Genomic DNA, 22,434 nt, shown 5'->3' on the forward strand with positions numbered 1-22,434 from the left:
TTGTAAGTGATTGTTTCATACCGTCACTTTTTCCCTGCAAAGGAATGCCCCCCACCATGAACTTCCCGTTCAAGCGTCTCGCTATCGCCACCCTCGTCCTGTCCAGCCTGTCGTCTTTCTCGATGTCGGCCTACGCCAACATTTCCGCGCAACAGAGCGCGACCCTGGTCAAAAATTTCACTGATAGCTCGGTCAACGATTTCCGCCAGTTCCTCGCAAGCGTCGCCAATAGCGAAGTTGCAAAAACCGCCAACCTCGGCCCGGCCATCAGCGCCTTCCAGGGCAACAAGACCCTGTCGGCGGAACAGCAGAACGAAATTCATCGCCTGCTGGGTATCTACGCCCGGGTAAAGTACGGCAAAGCCGCCACCGAAACCTTGCGCCAATTGGTGGAAATCCCGACCTATCGCAAGGACGGCGTTACCCAGCATGAAAATCCTGAATTTCTCAAGATCGCCGACAAGATCAAGAGCCTGGCCGAGTCCTTCAACCTGAACTTTCGCAACATCGACAACCGCGTCTACGAGATATCCCTCGAAGGCTCGGGTGACGAAGTGGTGGGCATTCACGCCCATGCCGATGTAGTGCCGGTCACGCCGGAAAACTGGGTGCTCAAGGATGGCACCAAGCTTGATCCCTTCAAGGTCACCCTGGTGGGTGATCGCATGTATGGCCGCGGCACCGAAGACGACAAGAACGGCATCGTCGTGGCGCTCTACGCCATGAAAATCATCAAGGAAGAAAAACTGCCACTGGCGCGCAACTTCAAGCTGCTGGTCGATACCACCGAGGAAACCACCGGCGACGCTATTCCTTATTACTTCGAGCGTAACCCGACCCCGAACTACAACCTGGCGCTGGACGGCAGCTACCCGGTGGTGATTGCCGAGAAAGGCTATGGCACGGTCATGGCGAATTTCCCGCGCCGGGCGGCACAGGGTCAAGGTGCCGAGATCACGGCGTTGACGGGCGGCATGGCGACCAACCAGATCCCGTCGACTTCTGTGGCAACCTTTACCACGGACAAGCCCGCCGAGATGGCTGCCAGCCTGGTCAAGGCGGGCACCGACTTTGCCAAGGCCAATGGCGGCGACTTTCAAGTGGCCAGCGAGGTCGTCGATAACACAGTCAAGCTGACCTTCACCGGCGTTTCGGCACACTCCTCCGAGCCCGAGTCAGGCGTCAACCCGGTCGCCAGGATGCTGGTATTCATCAATGGCCTGAACGGCACCGTTGGACTCAAGCACAATCACATCACCGACGCCGCGCGCTATGCCGCCGACAACTGGGGTCTGGATTACCTGGGGAAAAAACTCGGTATCGGTTTTTCCGACGCGTTCATGGGTCCGCTGACCGCCTCGCTGACCTACGTCGGGATGGATGACAAGGCCTTCAAGCTCGCGGTCAACCTGCGGGTGCCCGTGGGCAAGCCGACGCAAGCGCTGAAGACTGAAATTGACGACAGACTTTCGGCCTGGGCGAAGAAATCCAAGGTTGCCGTGGCCTTCGAAAACTCCATCGATGAGCCGATGTACCGCAATCCCGAAGGTGAATGGGTCAAGGCTCTGCTCGCCGTTGCCACCGAGAATCTCGGCATGGAACACAAGTTCGGCACGTCTGCAGGCGCCACCTCGGTTCATGATCTGCCCAACGGCGTGCAGTTCGGCCTGGCCATGCCCGACGTCAAGTACACCGGGCACAACGATAACGAGTTCAAGACCGTTGAGCAGTTCCTGCTGGACCTGCAGGTCGTGACCGAGATGATGGGGCGGATCGGGCAGTTGCCGAAGCTCTAAAACTGCACGCCCCCCCCCGTGGCGAGGGAGCTTGCTCCCGCTCGGTTGCGCAGCGACCGCAAGATTTTTGGGGCTGCTGCGCAGCCCAGCGGGAGCAAGCTCCCTCGCCACGGGGCTCGCTCCCACAGGGGATCGCGGGGCTCATGGCATCCAGAGGGGACAGATAACCGTTAGTTACACCTTGAACCGCGCCACCGTCTGATGCAGCGACTCCGCCATGTGTGCCAGGTCCTGCCCCGCCGTATCGGTATGCTGGGCTCCCTGCAAGACCTGCTCGGACAGGTTGCGGATGCTGACCAGGTTGCGGTCCACCTCCCGGGCCACCAGCGCCTGTTGTTCGGTGGCACTGGCAATCATCAGGTTGCGCTCGTTGATCTGCGAGATTGAGCAGGCAATCGCGTCCAAGGCTTCGCCGGAGCGCCGGGCTACTAGCAACGTCGCCTGTACCAGTTCGCTGCTGCTTTGCATCGCGGTTACCGCGTCCCCGCTTTCGCGGCGGATCGTGCCGATCATTTCCTCGATTTCCCGGGTTGACTCCTGGGTGCGGTGGGCCAGCGCCCTTACCTCATCGGCGACGACCGCGAAGCCGCGGCCGGCATCGCCTGCCCGGGCCGCTTCGATGGCGGCATTCAAGGCCAGCAGGTTGGTCTGCTCGGCGATGCTGCGGATCACGTCAAGCACCGAACTGATGTCCTGGACCCGCCCGGCCAGTTGCTGAATACGCTCCGCGGCTTCGCTCACGCCGTCGGCCAGCACGGAAATGGACGCTACCGTCTCCTGGACCTGCTCACGACCATCCAGGGCCGTCTGCTCGGAAATCCGCGATGCTTCGCTGGTGCTCATGGCATTGCGCGCCACATCGTCCACCGCGGCGGTCATCTGGTTCACGGCTGCCGCCGCCTGTTCGATTTCAATTCCCTGCAGTTGCAAGGAACTGCTGGTCTGGCTGCTCACGGCGCTCAACTCCTCGGAGGAACTGGCGACCCGATCCACCGAGGTCGCGATCTGCCGGACCATGGAGTGGAGGCTCTGCTGCATCTCGTGCATGTTACTCATCATGCTATCGCCCGAGCCCGCCCCCACGGGCACCTCAATGGTCAGGTCGCCTTGGGCGATATGGCCCAGCATCCGCGCCGCATCACCGGGCTCACCGCCCAGTGGCCGGGTAACGCTGCGGGTCACCAGCACCGCGACCGTCGCCACCAGGGCCAGGCACGCCAGCACCATCATCAGCAAATGCAGTTGCGCGTCCTGGTAGCGTGTCTGGGCCCCGCGCTCACGCTCGTCAAAAAGACGGTCCTGCATCGCCATCAGTCCGTCCAGGCTCTGGTACATCGCCTGCTCCGCCGGGGTTACGGATTGCTCCAGCTGCAGCACCGCCTCATGGGGCACGTTCCGGTGAATCAAGCCCTGCATTTGCGAAAAAGCGGCCTGGTAGACCTCGCCATTCTTTTTCAGGGCCGCTAAAGCCGCCTTGCCTTCGGGCCTTCGATCAAGCAACGGCCCGAGCGTTGCCAGCGCTTTGTCGATGCGTTGCCGCGTGTTGTCGATGGACGTCTGGGCCAGGGGATCGTTCCTGTCGATCAACAGTTCGCGAATGTGGCTGGCGTTATCCCGCACCCCCGTGGCGATGGCCATGATCGGGGCGATTTTCGGCCAGTCTCGCTGGGCGACCACTTCGGCCTGGTCGCGCAATATCCGCAGGTCGTACAAGGCGTACAACGCCACGGCGATCAAAGCGATGGGCGCAATGGAAAAACCCATGACGATTCGCTGGGCAATGGTGAGTCTGGTCATTATCAAAACATTTCCTTTCAGGGGCTCTGTTCAACGAATCCTGGCCCGCAGTTACTGTGCCTGAAGCAGATGCCCGGGCAGCAGAAGCCGCGCTCGCCGGATCCACGGCTAGTGCCGGTCCGGTGAAAATGGAGAGTGGAATAGAGGGTTCAGAAACTGCTGGAAATGCTAGTGCGGATGGACTGTTTCATGTTGTAGGGCGTTTCTGATTTGCAGCGCACGCAGGGAGAAATTCAGGCTGATTACCTGTTTTCCTACGGAAAACGCCCACCTGCTGGTAAGCCGCGATCAATTACGCAACTGAAAACAACTCGATTGAATACTGTGGGCTCAACCGCTCGATTTGCGTCCTCCTAAAATCCCGTGGCGAGGGAGCTTGCTCCCGCTGGGCTGCGAAGCAGTCCCAAAACCTCTGCTCTCGGTGTGTCAGGTTCATCGCGGTAAGCCTCCTTGGGGCCGCTGCGCAGCCCAGCGGGAGCAAGCTCCCTCGCCACGAAAGCGGTCAAGAGCTTTCATCTCTCGAGCCCGGAGTAAATTTTATTGCACAAGAAGCGTCGCGCCCGGTCGCATAATGGTCAGCGCTGTGATCCAGTCCACTCTCCACGCCACAACGCCCCGAAGGGCACCACCGACGTACACAAGGAATGCCCGATGCCCCCACGCTCCGCCCCTGCTTCAACTGCGGCTTTGCCCGAAGGCGCCGGTTTTGTCCGGGTGCGTGGCGCCCGCGAACACAACCTCAAGAACGTCGACGTGGACATCCCCCGCGATGCCCTGGTGGTGTTCACCGGCGTGTCGGGTTCCGGCAAGTCATCGCTGGCCTTCTCCACGGTTTATGCCGAAGCCCAGCGCCGCTATTTCGAGTCGGTCGCGCCTTACGCGCGGCGTTTGATCGACCAGGTGGGCGTGCCGGACGTGGACAGCATCGAGGGCCTGCCGCCGGCGGTTGCCTTGCAACAGCAACGCGGCACGCCCAGCGCACGTTCCTCGGTGGGCAGCGTCACCACGCTGTCGAGCCTGATCCGCATGCTCTACTCCCGCGCTGGCAGCTATCCGGCGGACCAGCCGATGCTGTATGCCGAGGACTTCTCGCCCAACACCCCGCAGGGCGCCTGCCCGAAGTGCCACGGCCTGGGACGGGTCCATGAGGTGACCGAGGCCTCCATGGTGCCCGATCCGTCGCTGACCATCCGCGAACGCGCCGTGGCGGCCTGGCCCATGGCCTGGCAAGGCCAGAACCTTCGCGACATCCTGGTGACCCTGGGTTATGACGTCGACGTTCCCTGGCGCGACCTGCCGAAAAAGCAGCGCGACTGGATTCTGTTTACCGAAGAGACCCCCACCGTCCCGGTATATGCAGGGCTGACCCCAGCCCAGACCCGCGAAGCGCTCAAGCGCAAGCTCGAACCCAGCTATCAAGGCACCTTCAGCGGTGCCCGACGCTATCTGTTGCATACCTTCATGCATTCGCAAAGCGCGCAGATGCGCAAGCGCGTGGCGCAATACATGCGCGCCAGCCCCTGCCCGATGTGCGAAGGCAAACGCCTAAAGCGTCAGGCATTGACCGTCACCTTCGCGGGCCTGGACATAGCGCAGTTGTCCAACCTGGCGCTGCTGGAACTGGCCGAAGTGCTCAAGACCGTCGCGGCCCCCGACTATCTGGAGCAACCCGAAGAGCCGGGCGACGTGCTCAGCCACAGCCAGACCCGAGAGGCCCGCGAGCAACGCGCCGCCCGCGGCGACAACCCGCACGCCGGCGGACCGGATGCGCGCCACACGCCGAACCTGTCCCTCGAAAAGCGCCTGGCGGCCCAACGCATCGCCGCCGAATTGTTGGAGCGGATCGTCACGCTGATTGACCTGGGCCTTGGCTACCTGGCCCTGGAGCGCAGCACGCCGACGCTGTCTTCCGGCGAATTGCAGCGCCTGCGCCTGGCCACCCAGCTCAATTCCCAGCTGTTCGGGGTCATCTATGTCCTGGACGAACCTTCCGCCGGCCTGCACCCGGCCGACAGCGAGGCGCTGTTCGGCGCCTTGCAACGCCTGAAGGCCGCGGGCAATTCCGTGTTCGTGGTCGAACACGACCTCGACACCATGCGTCGCGCCGACTGGCTGATCGACGTCGGCCCGGACGCCGGTGAGCAAGGCGGCAAGGTCCTCTACAGCGGACCACCCGATGGCCTCGGTCAAGTGCCCGAGTCCCGGACCCGCGCCTACCTGTTCGCCGAAGACCGCGCCACCGCGCGCATCCCCCGTGAACCCCAGGATTGGCTGCGCCTGGAAGGCATCACCCGCAACAACCTCGACAACCTGAGCGCAGCGTTTCCACTCGGTTGCTTCACGGCGGTGACCGGCATTTCCGGGTCGGGCAAGTCCAGCCTGGTCAGCCAGGCCCTGCTGGACCTGGTCGGTGCCCATCTGGGCCAGGCCAACCCCAACGCGGAAGCCGAGGAGCAGAGCCTGGAAGACGAACCGGTGCAAACCAGTGGCGGCCGGGTCAGCGCCGGGCTCGACGCAATCAAGCGACTGGTCCAGGTCGACCAGAAACCCATCGGCCGCACGCCGCGCTCCAACCTCGCCACCTACACGGGGCTGTTCGACCACGTGCGCAAACTCTTCGCCGCTACCGAACAGGCGCAGGCGCTGGGATTCGATGCCGGACGGTTTTCCTTCAACGTCGCCAAGGGTCGTTGTGAAACCTGTGAAGGCGAAGGCTTCGTCAGCGTCGAGCTGTTGTTCATGCCTAGCGTGTATGCGCCCTGCCCGACCTGTCATGGGGCCCGCTACAACCCGCAGACCCTGGACGTGACCTGGCAGGGGCTGGACATTTCCCAAGTGCTGCAACTGACGGTGAACCAGGCTCTAGAAGTGTTCGCCGAACAAGCGTCGGCCAGGCGCTCGTTGCAAGTCTTGCAAGACATCGGCCTGGGTTATCTGCGCCTTGGCCAACCGGCCACCGAGCTGTCCGGCGGCGAGGCGCAGCGGATCAAGCTGGCCACCGAGCTGCAACGCAAGGCTCGGGGCGCGACCCTTTACGTATTGGATGAGCCTACCAACGGTCTGCACCCCCAGGACGTGGATCGCCTGCTGGTGCAGTTGAATCGCCTGGTGGACGAAGGCCATACGGTGGTTGTGGTGGAACACGACATGCGCGTGGTGGCGCAGAGCGACTGGGTCATCGACATCGGCCCGGGAGCCGGGACACAGGGCGGGAACGTGGTGGTGTGCGGTGCGCCAGAGGTCGTTGCAGACTGTGACGAAAGCCGCACCGCGCCGTTCCTGAAAAGAGCTTTGCAACCCGCACGATGAACCGTGGCGAGGGAGCTTGCTCCCGCTGGGCTGCAAAGCAGCCCCACAGGCAATCACTTCATTTCGCCAGGCACACCGCAGCGCCTGGTTTGCGGCGGCTGCGCCACCGAGCGGGAGCAAGCTCCCTCGCCACGAAAGCACTCTTCACATGGCGCAGCTAGCGCCTCAGCCGCATTCACCCACAGTTATTTCGCCAAGCCATAAAAGCGTCAATGAAACGTTACACGTCGACAATCCACACAACCGTTTATCAGTTTTTTGACACTTCGCCGATATGCGGTCACAACTTTTTCGCTCCGCTGGGTCATAACACGGTGGTCGCCGATGGAATATTGGCAGTCACTTAGGTTTTTAGCCTGATACGGAGATAAGTCCATGATTTTCAACGTACAAGATTTTGGCGCCAAAGGAGATGGCGTCACCGACGACACGGCGGCCATTCAAAGCGCGATCGATGCGGCAGCGGCCGCAGGCGGTGGCCAGGTGTACATGCCCACCGGCACCTACATCGTTTCGGGAGGTGAGGAACCCTCCGATGGCTGCCTGATGCTCAAAAGCAACGTCTACCTGTACGGCGACGGCATGGGCGACACCACGGTCAAGCTGGCCGACGGATCGGACACCAAGATCACCGGCATCATCCGCTCGGCCTATGGCGAGGAAACCCACGACTTCGGCGTCAGCAACCTCACCATCGACGGTAACCGCGACGCCACCACCGGCAAGGTGGATGGCTGGTTCAACGGTTATATTCCCGGCGAGGAAGGCTACGACTCCAACGTCACCCTCGACAGCGTCGAGATCAAGGACTGCTCCGGGTACGGCTTCGACCCGCATGAGCAGACCGTCAACATGGTCATCAAGAACAGCGTGTCCCACGGCAACGGCCTGGATGGCTTCGTCGCCGACTTCCTCAGCGACAGCACCTTCGAAAACAATATTGCCTACGACAACGACCGCCACGGTTTCAACGTCGTCACCAGCACCCACGATTTCACCATGACCAACAACGTCGCCTACAACAACGGCGGCAACGGCATCGTGGTGCAGCGCGGCAGCGAAGATATCCCCTCTCCCAGCAACATCACCATCACCGGTGGCGAGGTGTACGGCAACGGCGCCGAGGGCGTGCTGGTCAAGCTGTCCAGCGACGTGACCGTCACCGGCGTCGATATCCATGACAACGCCAGCGCCGGGATCCGCATCTACGGCAGCAACCATGTCGAGGTCATCGACAACACCCTCAACAACAACTCGTTGGGCGGCGCGGTGCCGGAAATCATCATCCAGTCCTACGACGACACCCTCGGTGTGTCCGGCAAGTACTTCAACGGCAGCGACAACCTGATCCAGGGCAACGTCATCAGCGGCAGCAACCTGTCCACCTACGGCGTCGCCGAGCGCAACGAAGACGGCACCGATCGCAACGCGATCATCGCCAACACCATCAGCCACACCAGCAAGGGCGCCACGCTGGTCTATGGCGATGGCAGCTATGTCAGCGCCACCGTGCCGATGACCACCGTGCAAGGCACGGCGGGCAACGACGTCCTCACGGGCACCGCCGCCAGCGAAATTTTCTACGGCGCGGCCGGCAACGACACCATCAATGGCGCGGCCGGGAGCGATATCCTGGTGGGCGGCGCGGGCGTCGACAAACTCACTGGTGGCACGGGCGCCGATACGTTCCGCTTCACCAGTCAGTCCGACAGCTATCGCAATGCAACGGCGAGCTTCGACGACACCATCACCGATTTCGACGTAACCCAGGACAAGATCGATCTTGCTGGCCTCGGCTTCACCGGCCTGGGCAATGGGCGTGGCGGCACCCTGCAAGTCAGTTACAACGCCAGCAGCGACCGCACCTATATCAAGGACTACGACGCCGATGCCAGCGGCAATCGCTTCGAACTGATTCTCTCGGGCAACCTGGCGAGCACCCTGATGGCGAGCAACTTCATCTTCAATCGGGTCATCACCGGCACCACCGGCAGCGACTCTTTGTTGGGCAGCGACGCCGCCGATACCTTGCTCGGCCTGGCCGGCAACGACAGCCTCAGCGGTGGCGCGGGCGACGACAAGCTCGACGGCGGCGCCGGCATGGACACCCTCACGGGCGGCGCCGGGGCGGACACCTTCGTGTTCGCCAACCGGCTGGACAGCTACCGCAACTACAACACCGGTGGCGCCAACCTGGGCGATTTGATCACCGACTTCAACATCGCTGCCGACAAGATCGACCTCTCCGCCATGGGCTTCACCGGCCTGGGCGACGGCAAGAACAATACCGTCTACCTGGTGCTCAACAGCGCCGGCACCAAGACCTACATCAAATCCCTGGAGGCCGATGCCAACGGCAACCGCTTCGAAGTGGCACTGGACGGCAATTACCTCAACACCCTGACCAGCGCCAACTTCGTCTTCGCGACAACATCGCCGACCAACCAGGCACCGGTGCTGGCCACGCCATTGCTGGACCAGAACGCCAGTGAAAAGACGCCCTTCAGCTACGTGGTGCCGGCCACCAGTTTCACCGATCCGGACAATGACAGCCTCAGCTACACCGCCAAGCTGGCCGATGGCAGCGCCCTGCCCAGCTGGCTGACGTTCGACGCCGCCACGCGCACCTTCAGCGGCACCCCACCCGACACCGCATCGGGCACTTACTCGATCCAGGTCACCGCGACCGACGGCAGCAACGCCACCGTCAGCGACAGCTTTACCCTGGCGGTGCAGGACGTGCCCGGCTCGGTGGTGATCAACGGCACACCAAACAACGACACGCTGACCGGCACCGTCGCCAACGAACAGATTTTCGGTGGCGCGGGCAACGACACCCTCAATGGCGCAGCGGGCAACGACATCCTGGTGGGCGGCACGGGCGTGGACAAACTCACCGGCGGCACGGGCGCCGATGTGTTTCGCTACACCTCCAAGCTCGACAGCTACCGCACCGGTTCCACCAGCGCCAGTGACCAGATCCTCGATTTCGACGTGGCCGCCGACAAGATCGATGTCGCGGCGCTGGGCTACACCGGCCTGGGCAACGGGCTCAACGGGACGCTGCAAGTCAGTTACAGCTCGTCAACCAACCGCACGTACCTGAAGGACCTCACGGTCGATGCCAACGGCAACCGCTTTGAAATCTCCCTGGCGGGAAATTTCGTCAGCAGCCTGACCGCCAATCACTTTGTCTTTGCCGACCAGAACACCCCGACCAACGTGGCGCCGGTGGTGGTCACTCCGCTGCTCGACCAGAACGCCAGCGAAAGCACGCCGTTCAGCTACACGGTGGCCAACAACAGCTTCAGCGACGCCAACCAGGACGTGCTGACCTACACCGCGACCCTAGCCAATGGCAGCGCCCTGCCCTCATGGCTGAGCTTTAACGCCAGCACGCTGACTTTCAGCGGCACGCCTACCAGCACTGCATCCGGCAACTACGACGTGCTGGTCAAGGCCACCGATCCGTCCGGCGCATCGGTCAGCGACAGCTTTGCCCTGGTGGTGGCCGATGCGCCCGCCAACACCATCACCGGCACGGCCAATGCCGAAAGCCTCAACGGTACGGCAGGCGCCGACCTGATCCTCGGCCTGGGTGGCAACGACACCATCAAGGCTGGGACCGGTGCCGACATCATCGACGGTGGCGCCGGAAGGGACTCGCTGTATGGCGACGCCGGCGCCGACACGTTCCGCTACAGCAACCTGTCCGACAGCTACCGGGACTACGACACCGGTGGCGTCACGGCCACGGACACGATTTATGACTTCACCGTCGGCGTCGACAAGATCGACGTCTCCGGGCTGGGTTTCCTCGGCCTCGGCGACGGTAGCAACGGCACGCTCTACATGACGTTGAATGCGGCCGGCGACAAGACCTATGTCAAGTCCAGCCAGGCTGATGCCGATGGCAACCGTTTCGAGATCGCCCTGAACGGCAACTACCTCAACACCCTGACCGCCAGTGATTTCGTCTTCGGCGAACGCGCCCAGCAGGACATCCTCTATCTGCCGACGCTCGGCCAATCCAACGCACGTCTGCTGCGCATGAGCGAGGATGACGATCAGTCCGGCACTTCGATGCTGGTCAACGACCTGAACAAATACACCACCTATGACGTGCGCAGCCAGTTCAGCGACGCCGACGGCAACGGCATTGACATCGCAGTGGGTGGCAGTACGGTCAACGGCTTGTCGACCCTCGGCGCCGAGGAGCTGAAGTTGTGCTGGTGGCTGACCGACACCAACCAACCCGGGCCGGCATTGCTGCGCGCCGTGACGTTGTTGCGCGACCAGCTCACCGAACTCAAGGCCATCGACAACGTGACCATGGGGATCATCTGGGGCCAGGGCGAGGAAGCCGCCCAGGAAATCGCCCGCTCCACCGACAAGGCAGCGGCTGCGGCGGCCTACAAGGCGTCGACGCTGAAGGTCTTCGATTACCTGCACGCCCAACTCGGCAACTTCAACGTGTACCTGATGGAAACCGGTCACTACGAGCAGGACGCCGCGCGTGCCCGTGGTTACTCGGAGGAAAAGATTGCTTCCATCGTCGAGGGGGTGGGCTTCGTCCGCGCCGTCCAGGAAGCCATCGCCGCCGAGCGCGCCGATGTGAAACTGGCGGTGGACTACAACGACCTGCCCTTGCGTTATGAAGTCGATCCGTTGGTGTATCCCGACGATGTCTGGCACCTGCACGAGGAGTCAGCGGAAATCGTCGGGCAGCGCCTGGCGGACTACATCGCCAATGACCTTGGCTTCCAGGGCAACCCCAACGACAACAACAGCGTGCAGGATATTTTCGATGGCGCGCAGAATGAGGGCGGGAAGATTTCCGGCACCGACCAGGCCGACACCCTGGTGGGCAGCTCCGGCAACGACATACTGGACGGTGACCTGGGTGCCGACTCGTTGACCGGCGGCGATGGTAACGACATCTACGTCGTCGACAACGCGTTCGACAGCGTGGTGGAAACCAACACCTCGACTTCGCAGATCGATACGGTACAGGCCTCGGTCAGTTGGACCCTGGGCGCCAACCTGGAAAACCTGGTGCTGACCGGCGTGTCGGACATCGACGGCACCGGTAACGAACGGCGCAACTTCATCACCGGTAATGCCGCCAAAAACGTGCTCGATGGCGCGGTGGGAGCGGACAGCATGAGCGGCGGCGACGGCAACGACACCTACTACGTCGACAACGCCAGCGATACCGTGATCGAGACCAGCAGCAACCCGGTGTCCGGCGGCATCGACGGCGTCCACAGCAGCCTCGCTACCTACACGTTGGGCAACAACGTGGAGAATCTGTACGTCGACAGCGCCGGGGCCGCAAACGGGATCGGTAATGCGCTGAACAACACGCTGTTCGCCGGCGTGGGCGACAACGTCCTGGACGGACGCGATGGCAACGACACCGCCTCCTACGACCGGGCCCTGGCCGGGGTGACCGTGAACCTGTCGACGTCCGCACAGCAGAACACCGTCGGTTCCGGACTCGACACGCTGAAGTTCATCGAGAACCTGACGGGCAGTGCCTACGCGGATACGCTGTCGGGCAACAGTGCCGGGAACATCCTCAACGGCGGTGCCGGCAATGACACGCTGGTGGGCGGCTCGGGCGATGACCGGCTGATCGGCGGCGCCGGCACCGACAACCTCACCGGTGGCACTGGCGCGGATACCTACGCGTTTACTGCATTGTCGGACATGGGCGTCGGCACCGCGCGGGATGTGATCAACGGTTTCAAGACGGCGGAGCTGGACAAACTGGACTTCACCGGCCTGGACGCCAACCCGCTGACCGCCAGCGTCGATGCCTTTACCTTCATCGGCAGCAACGCCTTCGACGCCACCAATGCCACCGGCCAATTGCGTTTTGTCGATGGCATCCTCTACGGCAGCGTCAATGCCGACGCCTCCGCCGAGTTCGAGTTCGAACTGGTGGGCGTCAAGGAGCTGCACGCCAGCGACTTCACCGCCTGAGTGAACGAGGGGGCTGCTGCGCAGCCCAGCGGGAGCAAGCTCCCTCGCCACAACAGCACTGATGAGCAAACCCTGTGGGCAGGAAGCATTGGGGCCCAGGGCAGTGTCCCCTGTGGGAGCGAGCCTGCTCGCGAAAGCGGTGTGCCAGGCTGAACGGCGTTGAATGAACTGCCGTCATCGCGAGCAAGCTCGCTCCCACACGGTGCTTCCGTGGCGAGGGAGCTTGCTCCCGCTGGGGTGCGCAGCAGCCCCAAAAAGGTTGATGGGGGTCCAGCCTGACACAGCGCGGTGATTGGCTTTGGGGGCGCTTCGCACCCCAGCGGGAGCAAGCTCCCTCGCCACAGAAGCGATGCGGCTCGGCCGGTTCCTTAGAACAGGCTTTGCACCTGTTCCAGCACCGCGCGGTTCATCTGGCCGGTGTGGGTGTGCAGGCTTACATAACTTTCGAGCATGTCCAGCTTGGTATCGAGCAGGTCCCGGCGTGCCTGGAACAGGCGTTGCTGAGCATCAAGAATGTCGACCGTCGAGCGCACGCCGCCCTGGAAGCCCTTCTCGGTCGACGTCAGCGCCCGCTGGTTGGATTCCACCGCTCGTAGCATGGCCTTGCTCTTGGCGAAGCCCGCCACCACGCCCAGGTAGTCGGTTTCGATAGCCTCGGCCAGTTCCTGACGCTGCACATCGTAATCGGACTGGGCCCCGGCCAGCTGGGCCTCGGCCTTGGCCACCGATGCACGCACCGCGCCGCCGCGATACAACGGGATATCCAGCTGCACCCCGACGTAGTAAGTGTCCTGGCGCGGGTCGAGCTCCTGGTACTGGCGGGTTTCCCGACGGGTCAACTGAGTGGTGAGCGACAACGTCGGATAATGCCCGGCGCGCTGGCTGTCGGCCTGGGCCTCGGCGACTTTTACCGCCGCCAACCGCGCCGCCAGCTCCGGACTGGCCTCACGGGCAATCGTTGTCCAATACGGCAGATCCTGCTCCGGCGGGATCGGGCTGCCGGCGGGGAGTTCTTCGCGCATCGCCTGGATGTCGTCGATCGGCACGCTGGCCCGCCCCGACAGTGCTCGCAGCGCAGCCACGCGGCGGGCCTGGGCTTCGGTTTCCTGAGCCTCGACCAGATCGAGCCGGGCCTGGGCCTCGTCGATATCGGTGATCGCTCCCTGGCCGCCCGCATAGAGCTTTTTGCTCTGGAGGACCAAGCCACTGATAGCGGTTTTCTGCTGGGCGATCAGCTTGAGTTCGTTCTCGGCCCGGGCTACGTCGAAATAGCCCTTGGCGACCCGATCGAACAGGGTCTGGCCGGCCACATCGAATTGTTGGCTACCCAGCGCCCCCCGCGCCTTGCCTTCCTGATAGGCCGCCCAACGCCCCTTGTCATAGAGCGCCTGCTGCGCGGCCAGGGTCACACTGTTCGCCTGGTAATCGTTGCTGTTGACGTAACTGCTGTCGTCGCCGCCATCGGTACGCCCGCCATAGCCATAACGCGACGACAGCGACACTTGCGGATAAAGACCGCCACGGCCGATCGCCTCCTCCTGCCGCGACGCATCGTAGGCGTGGGTCGCCGCCTGCAAGGTCGGATCGTTGAGGCGCGAGGCATCGTAAGCGGCGATCAGGCTCAGCCCGCCCTCCGCCGCCCAGACGGGGCCGATCACCGCCCAACTGGTGCACAGGCTCAACAGCACACGGACGCCATAACGGCAACGGTCGGTCATGCTCATTCCTCTTTGAAGGCCGCCAGCAAGCGTTCGCGCAAAGGTTTCATCAGGTAGTTCATCAAGGTCCGCTCGCCGGTCACCACGGTGACATCGGCAAGCATGCCGGGGCGCACCAGCAGCCCGGCGCTCTGCAGCGAAACGACGGTGTCGGCGGGAATCTCGACCTTGGCGGAGAAATAGGGCTGGTGGGTCTGCTGGTCGATCAACTGGTCCGCCGACACGGTGGTGATCGTGCCGGTTACCATCGGCGTGTCCACCCGTTGCAACGCAGTGAAATGCACGTGCACGGGCAGACCCGGGCTGAGTTTGTTGGCCATCAGCGGATCAAAACGCGCGGTGATCGCCATCGGCGCATCCAGCGGCACTACCTGCATCAGCGTCTGCCCGGCCTGGGCGACGCCGCCGACGGTATGGATCGACACGTCCATGACCTGCCCCGCCACCGGCGCGCGGATCGCCCCGTTATCCACTTCAAACTGCAAGGCGCGGATCTGATCGGCATAACCGGCGGCCTCGGCCGAGACCTCGCTGAGTTGGGTTTCGGCATCGCGCCGGAATTCCTGCTGCGCCTGCAAGGCCTTGAGCCGGCTTTCGTTGATTGCCTGGCGCGTGCGGCCGACATCGCCAATGCCGGAAGCGATCTGCCCGGCCAGTTGCGCCGCGTTGCGCTCGGCCTCGAAGAGTTTGTTGCGCGGCACGTAGCCTTCCCGAGCCAATTCGCGCAAACCTTCAAGCTCTTGCTGCTGAAAACGCATCTGCGCGTCGTAGTTGCGCTTGACCCCTTCATAGCCCTGCAACTGTTGCTGCAAGGCGCCGACTTCATGTTCGATGATCTGCAGGCGGCTGCCCAGTTCGGCACGGCGTGTCAGGAACAGTTGCTTCTGCAGCGCCATGGCCGCCTTGACGCGCGGCTCCTCGGCGCGCTCCAGCAATTGCGCCGGCCACTGGATTTCCTCGGCGCCGAGGCGCTCGGCCATCAAGCGCGCCTCGATGCTGCGGTCATTGAGCAGCTTGCCCAGGGTCACGTCCAACTGCGCTTGGGCCTGCACCGTGTTGAGCTGCACCAGCAACTGGCCCTGGCTGACGCGGTCGCCGTCGCTGACCAGCAGCTTTTCCACGACCCCGCCCACCAGCGATTGCACAGCCTTGCGCTCGCCCGCCACCACCACGGTGCCGCTGCCGACCACACCCTGGTCGAGCGGCGCGAGGCACGCCCAAAGCAGGAAACCGCCCAAGGTCAGGGCCAGGAAGACCACGCCGTAGCGCGCCGCGCCGCCGGCATCGGTACTGGCGCTGGGTAGCGTGTTGCTGCTGAGCACGCTCAAGCCGTGGTCGCCGTGGGCCGGAGTCGCCGGTTTCAAATCACGCATCTTTACCCGCCTCCCGCACGGCCGTCGGCCTCGGGCCTGGCATCAGCGCCTTGAGCACCCGGTCGCGCGGGCCAAACGCCTGCTGGGTACCGTCCTTCAGCACCAGGATGTGATCAACCACCGCTAACACGTTGGGCCGGTGAGTGATCAACACCACCGTGCTGCCGGCGGCCTTGAGCACGCCGATGGCTTGTACCAGCGCGAGTTCGCCGGCTTCATCGAGATTGGAGTTGGGCTCGTCGAGAACGATCAGCGAAGGGCTGCCATAAAGCGCACGGGCCAGGCCCAGGCGTTGCTTCTGTCCGCCGGACAGGCCAAGCCCGCCGGGACCCAGCGGCGTGTCGTAACCCTTGGGAAATCGCAGGATCATTTCGTGAATGCCCGCGTGACGACTGGCGGCGATGATCTTGTCGGCGTCCTGCTCGCCGAAACGAGCAATGTTGTCAGCGACACTGCCATCGAACAGTTCGATGTCCTGGGGCAGATAACCGAGGTACGGGCCCAAGGCGTCATGGGACCACTGGCTGATCTCGGCATCGTCCAGCCGCACCGAGCCACCCATGGCCGGCCACACGCCAACCAATGCCCGAGCCAAGGTCGATTTGCCGCTGGCGCTGGGCCCGACCACCGCCAGTACCTCGCCCTTGTCCAGGCTGAAATTGATGCCACGCAGGAGCGGCTGCGTCGCAGCGGGTGGCCCGACGTAGAGCTGCTCCAGGCGCACCGCGCCCGTTGGCGGTGGCAATGGCATACGCAGGCGATCGCGAGGATGTTGCGCGAGCAACTGGCTCAGACGCTGGTAACTCTGGCGACCGGCGTTGAATTGCTTCCACGAACCAATGGCGATTTCCACCGGCGCCAGGGCACGCCCCAGCAACAACGACATGGCAATCATCATGCCCGCCGACAATTGCCCTTCGAGTACCAGCAGCGCCCCCAGCCCCAAGGCCAGGGACTGGCCGGAAATCCGCACGAAACGGGTCGCCGAGGTGATACGCGCACCGCGATCACTGGCATGCGCCTGCGCCGCGATGATCCGTTGCTGCAGCAGGCTCCAGCGCTGGCGCAGCGGCCCGAGCATGCCCAGGGCCTGGATGACCTCGGCATTCTGCAGGGTGCTGTTGACGTAGATCGACGATTGCACGCCCAGCCGATTGGCCTCCCCCAGGCGCGTGCGGGTCGCCAGCTCGCCCCACAGTGCCAGGCCGACCAGCAACGCTGCGAGGATCAGGGTCAGCACGCCGAACCAGGGGTGGATGATGAACGCCACCAGCAGGAAAATCGGCAACCACGGTGCATCGAGCAAGGCGATCAGCCCCTGGCCGGTAATCAGTTGGCGCAAGGTGGCCAGGTCACTCAGCACCTGCGCCGGGTTGGCGTTGTGCTCGCGCAGGCTGCGGGCGAACGCTGCATCGAAAATCCGCTCGCCCAAGGCATCGTCCAGCCCGGCGCTCATGCGGATCATCACTTCGCCACGCACCCACTCGATCAACGCACTGAACATGAACAGCCCGAGAGCGATCAAGGTGAGCATGAACAGCGTGGTTTCGTTGCGACTGGTGAGGACCCGATCGTAGACCTGCATCATGTACAGCGATGGCACCAGCACCAGCAGATTGATCACGCCGCTGAAGAGGGCCAGCGACCAGAATACCCGGCGATAACTCAACAAAGCGGCGTCGATGTCATGCCGAGGATCAAGAAAAAAACCCATAGAGAATCAACCCGCAAAAGGAATAAACGGTCCCGGCGCAATCCATTGCGAGCTATTTGCCTTGAGGCGTCAGAAAAAAAGCGCCATGTAGCTGACATTGTCGCCATCGGTGGCGAACGTCGGCGCTACGGGCGCCAAGTACTGACAGCGTAAGCAGGGGTTAGTTGCTGGGGGGAGTTTGGGGTTTTTTAGGCGATCAGTAAAGGAAGGGGCTGCTACGCAGCCCAGCGGGAGCAAGCTCCCTCGCCACGGGAATGTCTTAGGCCGAGGGTCTATGGAGGCTAGCCGAGGAAACCGCCTCTTCAGGCTGCGGAGATTGCCGCGAAGTCACCAGGCCGACAAAGGAAATGACCAAGGCCAGGCCTAGGGTGGTGCTCACTTCGCTGCGGTGCTCAGGAGTCACCATCATCACGGCCAAGGCCGCGCAGATAAACACGATCACCGCCCAGGTGAGCCAGGGAAACAGCCACATGCGAAAGCCCAGCTCGACGCCTTGGCGAAGCAGCTTGCGGCGCATACGCAACTGGGACACGGCGATCGCCAGGTACACCAGCAAGGCGATGGCGCCGGAGCTGGCGAGCAGGAACTGGAACAACCCGGCCGGCATGAAGTAGCTGAACAAGGTGATGCCCAAGCCCAGTACCGTACTGGCTATCACCGCTGCCCGGGGCACGCCAGCGGACGAAGTCACTTCCACCACCCTCGGCGCATCACCACGCCGGCCGAGGGAATAGAGCATGCGTGAAGCAATGTAGATGGAGGAGTTCATGCAACTGGCCACGGCAATCAATACCACCACGTCCACCATGAATTTGGCGTGGGGAATGTTCATCAACTCCAGTGCCCGCTGGTAGGAGCCCACCGAGGCCAGGAGCGGATCGTCCCAGGGCACCACGGAAATCACCACGAAGATCGACAGCAGATAAAACACGCCGATGCGCCAGATCACCGAGCGCGTGGCCTTGGCGATGTTCTGTGCCGGGTTGCTGGATTCGGCGGCGGCAATCGTCACCGCCTCCGTACCAATGAAACTGAACATGATGGTGATGAAGGCCCCGACCACGGCGGACAAGCCATTGGGCGCGAACCCGCCATGCTCCTCCATCAAGCGACTCAAGCCGCTGGCTTCGCGCTCGGGAATCCAGCCCATCAGCACGGCGAATCCCAGGGAGATGAAACCGATGATCGCGATCACCTTGGCCATGGCGAACCAGAACTCGAACTCGCCGTATTTGGACACGCTGAACAGATTGGTCACGGCCAGGGCAATGATCGAGACCGAGGCAAACAGCCAGGCATCAACGGATGGAAACCACTGGTTGAGTACATGACCGGCGGCCAGCGCCTCGATGGGAATCACCAGCACCCAGAACCACCAGTACAACCAACCGATGGTGAAGCCTGCCCAGCGCCCGATCGCCTGATCGGCGTAGGTGGAGAACGAGCCGGTGTCTGGCCGGGCTACCGCCATTTCGCCAAGCATGCGCATGACGAGCACCACCAGCAGACCGGAAAAAAGATAAGCCAACATGACGGCCGGACCGGCAGCGGCGATCGCATGGCCCGAGCCGACAAACAGGCCGGCGCCGATGATCCCGGCGATTGAAAGCATGGTGACGTGACGAGGCTTGAAGCCCTGCGCCAAGTGGCCGTTCGAATCCTTGAAGCTCGGGCTGGTCATGGTTTTTTATTCTCTTGTCGACATTGAGGCGTGTCGAGGGACCGTCGGTGCTGCTGGTTTCGCTCCTCCTCAAAGCGGCACACCCTGGATGTCTGATCCGTCCCTCGCGAATTGGGCTCTGCAGTAAAGTTGAGCCACGTTACCCGCCTACACTCCCGAGTTAGTTACCTGTGAGCGCCGCCTTTTTGCCTGATCTCGCCAAACCCGGTCCTGCGTAGAGGCTCTGCGGCTGACGACGAAGGCGGCTCATCGCCTTAAGCATATAACTCTATGTTATTTGTTTTATTTTTTTTAGATCATTTAGATTAAGCCTTAAGCCCAATGGCTTCGCACGGTGATACCACCAAGGAGCGTTGGTCCTCACCCAATCATCACCGCACTCTCATAAACGGGCCACCGTCATGCAGCTTCTTACGCTTCCTCCCTCCCCCGGCCTGGCTACCTCGATCCGCGCCACGGCCCAAGTGTTCGCCGATCCCAGCTCCCAGGCACTGCTGACGCACTTGCAGCAAGTCGCGCCCAGTGACGCCAGCGTGTTGATCATTGGCCAGACCGGTACTGGCAAGGAGCTGGTCGCCCGCCACGTCCATAACCTCAGTGCTCGACGCGACAAACCGTTCGTGGCGGTGAACTGCGGAGCGTTTTCCGAGACGCTGGTGGAGGCCGAGTTGTTCGGCCATGAAAAAGGCGCGTTCACCGGCGCCTTGACCGCCAAGGCCGGGTGGTTCGAAGAAGCCGACGGCGGCACGCTGTTCCTCGATGAAATCGGTGACCTGCCATTGCCGATCCAGGTCAAGCTGCTGCGCGTTCTACAAGAACGTGAAGTGGTCCGCCTCGGCTCGCGCAAGCCCATCAGGATCAATGTGCGGGTGCTGGCGGCCACCAACGTGCAACTGGAAAAAGCCATCAACGCCGGGCATTTTCGCGAAGACCTGTATTACCGACTGAGTGTGGTCAGCCTGGTGCTCAAGCCGTTGCGCGAGCGTCCCGGCGACATCCTGCCGCTGATTCGCCATTTCATCGCCGAGTACAGCCGCAGGCTCGGTCATGGCGAGGTGACGCTGGATGCCCAGGCCCAGCGCAAACTGCTCGACTACTCGTGGCCGGGAAATATTCGCGAACTGGAAAACGTCATCCATCACACCTTGCTGATCTGCCGCAACAAGGTGATCGGCGTGCAGGATCTGCACCTGTCGAACTTTCGCATCGAGCGCCAGGACGCGTCCCAGGACAACACGCCGCAAACCACCGAGGCACTGCTGGAAAAAGCCTTCGAGCAACTGCTTGAGCAAGCGCACGGCGATGTCTATGAAAAAGTCGAAGCTGCCCTGCTGCGCACCGCCTACCGCTACGCCAGTTGCAATCAGGTCCACACCGCAAGCCTGTTGGGCCTGAGCCGCAACGTCACCCGCAGCCTGCTGATCCGGATCGGCGAGCTGGCGGTCAACAAACGGCGCCCGGCGCTGAGTACGCGCGATGGTCGGGTGGTCAACCTTTCAACCTGAGCCAACGTTCACCTGTGGCGAGGGAGCTTGCTCCCGCTGGGCTGCGAAGCAGCCCCAACCTGTCGCTGTGATGTCAGATCCACTCAATCAGCTGCATTGGGGGCGCTATGCGCCCCAGCGGGAGCAAGCTCCCTCGCCACGGGTTCGCTGTCTGGACGAAAGGCCATCACCACGCCGGGCGGCTTTCGCAAAAGCGACCCAAGTCGTCAGGATTCCTTGCTGCAATCGCGCGGCGTGATGCCTTTTTCCTTGGCGTATTGCAGCGAAGACGCTTCGATGATCGGCCGCAGCAACGCGCGGTCGGCCTGCACCCAGTCACTGATCAGCTTCCACTGCGTGCCGTCCCACTGCTGGAAGCGCACCGCGCCGCCGCCCTCGTGGTCCGAGCAGGACAATTGCAACGGCTGCACCAACCCCAGCGCCCCCAGCTCCTTGAGACGTGCATCATCGAGCTTGAGATTCTCAAAGCCCCACCGAACCTGCTCGCCGGTCAACGGTTGCTGGCCGAACTTCTGCTGGGCAATGCGCAGCGCCTCGACGTTGAGGATGCCGTTGACCACGCCCAGGTTGTAATACACCGTGCCGAAACGCTTGGGGTCCGCCAGGTCGCCATGGCCGGCGTCGACCACGTCCTTCTTGATGCCTTGCAGCACCGGGAAACCGGTGCCCGACGGGTGCGTGGTGATCGCGATGAACCCCTTGGCCGCGGCACCGGCCGGCGCGGCGTCATCCTCGGAGTTGCTCCAGATATTGCCGATGATGTGGTCGGCCGGGAACCCGACTTTCTGCGCGGTTTTCAGCGCCACCGGATTCATCACGCCCCAGCCGCGCAGGATCACCCAATCGGGTTTTTCCCGACGGATATTCAGCCACTGCGACTGTTGCTCGTTGCCCGGATGCGGCACTTCGAGCAAGGTCAGCGAAAAGCCGTATTTATCCGCCAGGGTCTGCAACACCTCGTTGGTTTCCTTACCGTACGGCGAGCCGTGATACAGGGTGACGATTTTCTGCCCCTTGAGCTTGTCCAGGCCGCCAGCGCGCTGGCCGATGTAGTTGATGATCGCCGACACTTCGGAGTACGGGTTCAATTGCAGCGGGAAGACATAGGGGAACACGCTGCCATCGGTGGAATCGGTGCGGCCGTGGTTGATGGTGATCAGCGGCAGCTTGTCAGCCGTGGAGCGCTCCAGCGTGGCGTAGGCGATGCCCACCGACAGCGGGTTTGTGGCAGCCGCCGGCGCGCCGTTCAGACCTTTCTTCAGTCGCTCGTAGCACTCGATGCCCTTCTCCACCACGTACTCGGTTTCGCATTCGCTCCAGGTCAGCTTCACCCCGTTCACGCCGCCGTTGGCGTTGACGTACTTGAGGTAGTCGATGAAGCCGCCAAAAAATCCCGTGCCGCCGGCCGCATAGGGACCGACGCGATAGCTTTGCAGCGGGAAGTACTGTTCGTTGTCCGCCTGCACGGTGAACGCAGCGGCGGTGAGGCTCAGGGCCAGCGCGAGGGTGCTGGCGAATGATCGTTTGAACATCGGATTTTCCTTGTTATGAAG

General features: G+C 62.7%; 10 protein-coding genes and 1 pseudogene. 4 read left to right on the top strand and 7 right to left on the bottom strand.

From position 1 onward, the window contains the following. Positions 1–56 precede the first annotated feature (56 nt). Positions 57–1,796: a dipeptidase gene (locus J3P96_RS14530; RefSeq protein ID WP_434651823.1), complete on the top strand. Its 1,740-nt coding sequence runs from the start codon at positions 57–59 to the stop codon at positions 1,794–1,796. Positions 1,797–1,970: 174 nt separating this feature from the next. On the opposite strand, the gene J3P96_RS14535 is transcribed toward J3P96_RS14530, so the two are convergent. Continuing rightward, on the bottom strand, positions 1,971–3,131 hold the full coding sequence (locus tag J3P96_RS14535; RefSeq protein ID WP_434631326.1) for a methyl-accepting chemotaxis protein: 1,161 nt from the start codon (positions 3,129–3,131) through the stop codon (positions 1,971–1,973). A 15-nt stretch (positions 3,132–3,146) separates the two neighbouring features. Next, a pseudogene (locus J3P96_RS14540) lies at positions 3,147–3,593 on the bottom strand (MCP four helix bundle domain-containing protein); the annotation flags it as partial. Positions 3,594–4,244: 651 nt separating this feature from the next. Between J3P96_RS14540 and J3P96_RS14545 the strand changes: the two are divergent. Further along, complete coding sequence (locus J3P96_RS14545; protein ID WP_434651825.1) at positions 4,245–6,902, top strand: excinuclease ABC subunit A; 2,658 nt, start codon at positions 4,245–4,247, stop codon at positions 6,900–6,902. Between the two features lie 375 nt (positions 6,903–7,277). Then, positions 7,278–12,890 (top strand): putative Ig domain-containing protein, encoded by a 5,613-nt coding sequence (locus tag J3P96_RS14550; protein WP_434651827.1) that lies wholly within the window; start codon positions 7,278–7,280, stop codon positions 12,888–12,890. Positions 12,891–13,258: 368 nt separating this feature from the next. Here J3P96_RS14550 and J3P96_RS14555 read toward each other — a convergent pair whose 3' ends face one another. The 4 genes from J3P96_RS14555 to gabP form a co-directional block, all read right to left on the bottom strand. Continuing rightward, positions 13,259–14,608, bottom strand: a complete 1,350-nt coding sequence (locus J3P96_RS14555; RefSeq protein ID WP_434651829.1) for a TolC family outer membrane protein — start codon at positions 14,606–14,608, stop codon at positions 13,259–13,261. Between the two features lie 2 nt (positions 14,609–14,610). Further along, complete coding sequence (locus J3P96_RS14560; RefSeq protein ID WP_434651831.1) at positions 14,611–15,981, bottom strand: HlyD family type I secretion periplasmic adaptor subunit; 1,371 nt, start codon at positions 15,979–15,981, stop codon at positions 14,611–14,613. Further along, a complete protein-coding gene (locus J3P96_RS14565) occupies positions 15,974–17,695 on the bottom strand; it encodes a type I secretion system permease/ATPase (RefSeq protein WP_434651833.1) in 1,722 nt (573 codons plus the stop codon). Before J3P96_RS14565 ends, J3P96_RS14560 begins: the two co-directional genes overlap by 8 nt. A gap of 259 nt (positions 17,696–17,954) precedes the next feature. Beyond that, positions 17,955–19,376 (bottom strand): GABA permease, encoded by a 1,422-nt coding sequence (gene gabP, locus J3P96_RS14570; protein ID WP_434623935.1) that lies wholly within the window; start codon positions 19,374–19,376, stop codon positions 17,955–17,957. Positions 19,377–19,777: 401 nt separating this feature from the next. On the opposite strand from gabP, the gene J3P96_RS14575 reads away from it, so the two are divergent. Continuing rightward, positions 19,778–20,881 (top strand): sigma-54 interaction domain-containing protein, encoded by a 1,104-nt coding sequence (locus tag J3P96_RS14575; protein ID WP_434651835.1) that lies wholly within the window; start codon positions 19,778–19,780, stop codon positions 20,879–20,881. A 206-nt stretch (positions 20,882–21,087) separates the two neighbouring features. On the opposite strand, the gene J3P96_RS14580 is transcribed toward J3P96_RS14575, so the two are convergent. Further along, positions 21,088–22,413, bottom strand: a complete 1,326-nt coding sequence (locus tag J3P96_RS14580; protein WP_434651837.1) for an ABC transporter substrate-binding protein — start codon at positions 22,411–22,413, stop codon at positions 21,088–21,090. Between the last annotated feature and the right edge of the window lie 21 nt (positions 22,414–22,434).

It is taken from the genome of Pseudomonas sp. R3-56 (assembly GCF_051132075.1).
Lineage (GTDB): Bacteria > Pseudomonadota > Gammaproteobacteria > Pseudomonadales > Pseudomonadaceae > Aquipseudomonas.

Coding starts and splice junctions, on each gene's coding strand:
- J3P96_RS14530 (WP_434651823.1), top strand. CDS start 57: ATGAACTTCCCGTTCAAGCGTCTCGCTATCGCCACCCTCGTCCTGTCC.
- J3P96_RS14535 (WP_434631326.1), bottom strand. CDS start 3,131: ATGTACCAGAGCCTGGACGGACTGATGGCGATGCAGGACCGTCTTTTT.
- J3P96_RS14545 (WP_434651825.1), top strand. CDS start 4,245: ATGCCCCCACGCTCCGCCCCTGCTTCAACTGCGGCTTTGCCCGAAGGC.
- J3P96_RS14550 (WP_434651827.1), top strand. CDS start 7,278: ATGATTTTCAACGTACAAGATTTTGGCGCCAAAGGAGATGGCGTCACC.
- J3P96_RS14555 (WP_434651829.1), bottom strand. CDS start 14,608: ATGACCGACCGTTGCCGTTATGGCGTCCGTGTGCTGTTGAGCCTGTGC.
- J3P96_RS14560 (WP_434651831.1), bottom strand. CDS start 15,981: ATGCGTGATTTGAAACCGGCGACTCCGGCCCACGGCGACCACGGCTTG.
- J3P96_RS14565 (WP_434651833.1), bottom strand. CDS start 17,695: ATGGGTTTTTTTCTTGATCCTCGGCATGACATCGACGCCGCTTTGTTG.
- gabP (WP_434623935.1), bottom strand. CDS start 19,376: ATGACCAGCCCGAGCTTCAAGGATTCGAACGGCCACTTGGCGCAGGGC.
- J3P96_RS14575 (WP_434651835.1), top strand. CDS start 19,778: ATGCAGCTTCTTACGCTTCCTCCCTCCCCCGGCCTGGCTACCTCGATC.
- J3P96_RS14580 (WP_434651837.1), bottom strand. CDS start 22,413: ATGTTCAAACGATCATTCGCCAGCACCCTCGCGCTGGCCCTGAGCCTC.